Genomic DNA, 5,212 nt, shown 5'->3' on the forward strand with positions numbered 1-5,212 from the left:
TGAGAAATTTTACGGACGGTTACTGTGCTGATCGTCCGCGTGCACGTTCGGGGGCGGGCAATTAGTTCCGCCCCCGAACTCCGTCCGCAGGGAAGGGCGCCCTGAATAATGGGTGATAATGGCATGGTGGTGGACCGGATACTGGTTCCTTTCGAGGGCGACGGATCCGGTGTCGAGCATTTGACGTGGAGCCAGATGACCCTCTGGCAGTCGATCGAGCAGTCGGGAACGTCGAAAACCGTGCCGTATGTGGCCGAACTGGCGCCGGGCACGACGGTCGACGACGTCGCGGCCGACCTGAGCTTCATGATGAGCCGGCACCAGTCGCTGCGCACCCGGTTGGTGTTCGACGGCGGTCCATGCCCCCGGCAGAGTTGCTCGCGGTCCGGGGAGGTGCCGCTGGAGATCGTGGACGCCGGCACGGCCGACCCGGCCGCGGTCGCCGAGGCGGTCTCCGAGCGCTACCAGAAGGCGGACTTCCAGTTCGAGACCGAGTGGCCGGTGCGGATGGCGGTGATCCGCGCCGCCGGCGCGCTCACCCACGAGGTGCTGGTGATCCTGCACACCGCGATCGACGCCTACGGCCTGTCCGCGCTGGCCGCCGACCTGGCCGCGCGCGACCCGGCGACCGGCGCGGCCGGACCGGTCACCTGCGTACAACCGTTGGAGCAGGCCAGAAAGCAGGCCTCGCCGGCCGGGCAGCGGCACAACACCGCGTCGCTGAACTATCTGGAGCGGGTGCTGCGCACGGTCACGCCGAGCCGGTTCGGCGACCCGAAGTACCCCGGGGACCGGGTGATCCACCAGATCACCTACCACTCCCCGGCCACCCTGCTGGCGATCCGGGCGGTGGCGGGCCGCTCGGCGACCAACACCTCGCCGGTGCTGCTGGCCGCTTTCGCCGTGGGACTGGCCCGGTTCACCGGGGTGAACCCGGTGCTGGCCATGCTGACGGTGAGCAACCGGTTCCGCCCGGGCCTGGCCCAGTCGGTCAGCGCGCAGATCCTGCTCACCCCGTACCTGATCGACGTCGCGGACATCACCTTGGACCAGGCGGTCGACCGGGCCACGCAGAGCGCCCTCAACGCGTACAAGAACGCCTACTACAACCCCTACGAGCAGGACGAGGTCATCGAGCGGGTGCAGCGCGAGCGGGGCGAGGAGATCGACCTGTCCTGTTTCTACAACGACCGCCGCCAGCAGGACCGGGGCGGCGCCGGGGCGCCGGTCACCGCCGAGGACATCCGCGCGGCGCTGCCGCGGGCCACGGTGCACTGGACCGGGGAGATCCACCCGCCGCGCCGGAAGATCTACTTCAACGTCGACGAACAGCCCGGTGTCATCGAGTTCCTGATATCGGCCGACTCCCGGTACTTCGCGCCGGACGACCTGGCCGCGTTGTGCCGGGGAGTCGAGGCGGTCGCGGTCGAGGCGGCGTTGGACGGATCGGCGCCGACCCGGGTGCGCGCCGCGGCGACGGTGTGAGCCATGGACATTCAGGCACTCGACCGGCGCGCACTGGACGCCGCCGATGCCGTCGTCGGACGGGTCCGCGACGCCGACCTTGACCGGCCGACCCCGTGTGCCGGTTGGGATCTGCGCGCACTGCTGGTGCACATGGCCGGCAACAACAACGGGTTCGCCGTGGCGGCGGCCGGCGCTCCGGCCGATCCGGACGTGTGGCAGGGCGTCGGTCTCGAGGCCGACCCGACCGGCGCGTACGCGGCGTCGGCCCGGCGGGTGCGCGCGGCGTTCGAGCCGGACGACGTGCTGGACCGCACCTTCACGGTGCACGGGTTCGGCGACTTCCCCGGCGCCACCGCAATCGGCATGCACTTCATCGACTATCTGGCGCACGGCTGGGACGTGGCGGTCACCATCGGCGCCGAACCCGTGCTGGATCCGGAACTGTGTCTCGCGGTACTGCGAATCGGATCCCGGTGGCCGCCGGGATCCGCCGCCATCTGGGGACCGGGAGCGCCGTTCGGCCATCCGGTCCCGGTTGCCGACGATGCGCCGCCCGCGCATCGCATGCTGGGGTTCCTCGGTCGTTCCCCCGTGTGGAAAGGAGGTGTACCGATGCGTGGCGCAGGCGAAGGCTCGGAGCAGAACTAGGCACCCGGTGTCGGGGCGGCGATAACTACCCGAAAATTGAGGAGGCATCCATGCGTGGAGTAGGCAGCGGCTCGGACGAGCTGGAAAACTGACGGTTCCCGTAGAACCGCAGAACCGGCGAGCCGGCGGAACTACGTTTCCGCCGGCTCGACCGGCGTCACCGCCAGGGATCGATGGCGCAGCACCGCGACCAGCGTGGTGACCAGGTACACGCCCGCGCCGAGCAACACCGCCGCGGTCAGCCCGAAACCGGTCACCGCCCAACCGCCGAGCAGCCCGCCCACCGGGTAGCCGGCGAAGGAGACCGTCGCGACCAGACCGAACACCCGGGTCTGCATGTCCACCGGCACCCGGTCGTAGAGCAACACCCCCAGGATCGGGTTCACCGCCGCGACGGCGAACCCGCAGACGAACGTCACCGCGAGCACCAGGGCCAGGTCGCTGCTCAGCCCCAACACCACCAGCCGGGGCACGCCGCTGATCGCCAGACAGATGGTGAACGTCAGCACCGGTGGCAGTTTCGGGGCCAGGCCGATGAAAACCAGGTTGCCCGCCACCGCGCCGGCCGCGAACGCGCCGAGCACGGTGCCCAGCGCGGCGGGGGAGTGCAGCACCTGCTCCACCCACAGCGGCACGAACAACGCGGTGTGCGCCTGGTTGACCGCGTTGGCGAAGAACGTCATCGCCAGCATGCCGACCAGCAGCCGGTCCCGGGCCAGATGTCGCGCCCCGCCACGCAACGCCACCAGATACGGCTCGGGCGCGGGCTTGCGCTCCGGCATCAGGTCGGCCGGCGGGTGCACCAGCGTCAGGACGATGAGCGCACACACCACGTACGAGGCGGCGTCCACCCAGATCGCACCCTGCGCACCCAGCCAGAACACCAGCAGGCCACCGATCGGCGCGCCGATGAGCGTGGCGCCGTTGCCCAGTCCGTTGTGCACCGCGGTCATCCGGGACGTCGTCATCCCCGCCGCCTCGGCCATCGGACGCAGCATCACGTTCTTGGTGCGGTCGCCGGCGCCGCGCACCGCGCCGGAGATCGCCACCATGGCCAGGATCACGCCCAACCCCAGGTGCGCCGCCGCCGCGATCACCGCGGTGGCCACGCAACTGACGAGGTCCGCCGCGATGGCGCTGAACCGCACCCCGAACCGCTCGGCCACCGGCGTGCCGAACACCCCGGACAGCAGGTACGGGATCATCTGGGCGGCGATCACCAGGCCCATCTGCTTCGGGTCGCCGGTGGTGGTCAGCACCAGCCACGGAACGGCCACCATGGACACCCGGCTGCCCAGCGCCGTGACCGCGCTCGCCGTGATCAGCGCGGCCAGGCCGGATCGTGCGCTCAAACCGGCGCGCCGGTCGGGACCGCGTCGTGCTCGGCAGTCCACTTCGCCCGCAGTTCCTTGAGATTCGCCTTGCCGCTGCCGGTTCGGGGCAGGTCGTCGACGAACTCGACGGTGCGCGGGACCCAGGTTCTGGTCAGCCGTTCGGCGACCACCGCGGTCAGTTCCTCGGCCGTGACCGTCGAGTTCTCGGTGCGTACCACGTAGGCGTGCGCCGCCTCACCGACCTCCTCGTCCGGCACGCCGATCACGGCCGCGGCCCGGACGCCCGGATGGGTCGCCAGCGCGTCCTCGATCGGGCGCGGGAAGATGTGGTCACAGCCCCGGCCGGTGATGATCACGTCGTTGGCCCGGCCGACGAGGTGCAGGTAGCCGCCCTCGTCCAGGTAGGCCAGATCCCCGGTGCGCACCCAACCGTCCACCAGGGTCCGCTCGGTCAGTTCGGGTTTGCCCCAGTAGCCGGCGAAGTTCAGCTTGCTCCGCACACACAGTTCGCCGACCTCGCCGGTGCGGACCGGGGTTCCGTCCTCGTCGCGAACCTCCACCTGGACGTCGCCGTAGGGCAGCCCGCACGAGCGCAGCCGGTCCGGATGCTCCGGGTCGGCCTCGATGTTGGGGTAGGCGGAGATGAACGGGGTCTCGCTCTGGCCGTAGACGATCCGCACCACCGGGCCGAACCGCTCGATGGCCTCGCGCAGCCGGACCGGCGTGGTGGCCGCGCCGCCGACGCTGAGCAGTTGCAGGCTGGAGCAGTCGGTGGTCGCCACGGCCGGGTCGTCGAGCACCTCGTAGAGCATCAGCGGGGAGATGAACGCCGAGTTGGCCCGGTACTTCTCGATCGTGGCGAGGAACTCCGCCGGCCGGAACCGGTACAGCACGTACAGCACACCGCCACTGGCCAGGTTGAGCAGCGCGGAGGTCTGGCCGGCCACGAACCACAGCGGACTGATCGTCAGGTGGCGCAACAGCGGGCCGCCGCCGGCCAGCCACTCCTCGGCCAGGGTGGCCATCTGCTCCTGGAGCGTGACCCGGTGGTACACCGGTTTGGGCATCCCGGTCGTGCCGCTGGTTTGGAAAATGGTTTCCGGCGTCCCGGTGACCTTTTCGAGGTCGACCGGCGGCACTTCCGGACCGGGTGGCGCCAGCAGATCGGCGCCTAACCCGTCCGGCCCAAGACACAGCACCGGAAGGCCGAGCCGTTCGGCGAACTCCCCGCCCTTCTTCGCATGGGTCCGGGTATCGTAGACGAACCATTCCGGGTCGACCTGGGCGAGATACTCGTCGACCTCCCGGTAGGTGGTCCCGGCGGCCGCCCATGCGGTCCGGCAGCCGAGCAGATGCATTGCCAGCTGGAGCAATGGGCCCTCCGGAGGGTGCGCCAGCATGACCGCCACGGTCGCGCCCGGACGGATCCCGGCGGCGTGCATTATCGCCGCCATATCGAGCACCATGGCACGGGCCTGGGTATAGGTCAGCCGGCAATCCCAGCCAACACCGACGATCGCTTCCCGGTCTCCGTATTCCGCGAAAAGATCAAGTGTGCGTAACACATAGTCCGGTCGTTCGTCGCGCGTTGCTGCCATGCGGCAATAGTTTCTTTCCGGTGCGCCCGGCCACTAGCCCCATTCGGCCTAAACAATGGGCCGCGCCGGGGTGCGCCGGTCGGCCCTGACCGCCAGCGCGAGGGCGCGCAGCCCGAACAGGGTCGCGACGACCACGAGCAGCCCGCCGAGCAGGGTCGCGGTGGG

4 protein-coding genes are annotated in these 5,212 nt (G+C 70.1%); 2 read left to right on the top strand and 2 right to left on the bottom strand.

The features are described 5' to 3' along the window. Positions 1-123 precede the first annotated feature (123 nt). Positions 124-1,485 carry a condensation domain-containing protein gene (locus VFO68_RS23355; RefSeq protein WP_325160503.1) on the top strand — a complete coding sequence of 454 codons (1,362 nt, stop codon included), beginning with the start codon at positions 124-126 and terminating at the stop codon, positions 1,483-1,485. A gap of 3 nt (positions 1,486-1,488) precedes the next feature. Continuing rightward, positions 1,489-2,115 (top strand): TIGR03086 family metal-binding protein, encoded by a 627-nt coding sequence (locus VFO68_RS23360; protein ID WP_325160504.1) that lies wholly within the window; start codon positions 1,489-1,491, stop codon positions 2,113-2,115. Positions 2,116-2,246: 131 nt separating this feature from the next. On the opposite strand, the gene VFO68_RS23365 is transcribed toward VFO68_RS23360, so the two are convergent. Together VFO68_RS23365 and VFO68_RS23370 are read right to left on the bottom strand one after the other, a co-directional pair. Beyond that, positions 2,247-3,467 carry an MFS transporter gene (locus VFO68_RS23365; RefSeq protein ID WP_325160505.1) on the bottom strand — a complete coding sequence of 407 codons (1,221 nt, stop codon included), beginning with the start codon at positions 3,465-3,467 and terminating at the stop codon, positions 2,247-2,249. Continuing rightward, positions 3,464-5,047, bottom strand: coding sequence for an AMP-binding protein (locus tag VFO68_RS23370; RefSeq protein WP_325160506.1), 1,584 nt, complete (start codon positions 5,045-5,047; stop codon positions 3,464-3,466). Before VFO68_RS23370 ends, VFO68_RS23365 begins: the two co-directional genes overlap by 4 nt. Positions 5,048-5,212 lie beyond the last annotated feature (165 nt).

Origin of the sequence: Actinophytocola sp. (assembly GCF_035712165.1) — a bacterium.
GTDB lineage: Bacteria > Actinomycetota > Actinomycetes > Mycobacteriales > Pseudonocardiaceae > DASYTH01.

Coding starts and splice junctions, on each gene's coding strand:
- VFO68_RS23370 (WP_325160506.1), bottom strand. CDS start 5,047: ATGGCAGCAACGCGCGACGAACGACCGGACTATGTGTTACGCACACTT.
- VFO68_RS23355 (WP_325160503.1), top strand. CDS start 124: ATGGTGGTGGACCGGATACTGGTTCCTTTCGAGGGCGACGGATCCGGT.
- VFO68_RS23360 (WP_325160504.1), top strand. CDS start 1,489: ATGGACATTCAGGCACTCGACCGGCGCGCACTGGACGCCGCCGATGCC.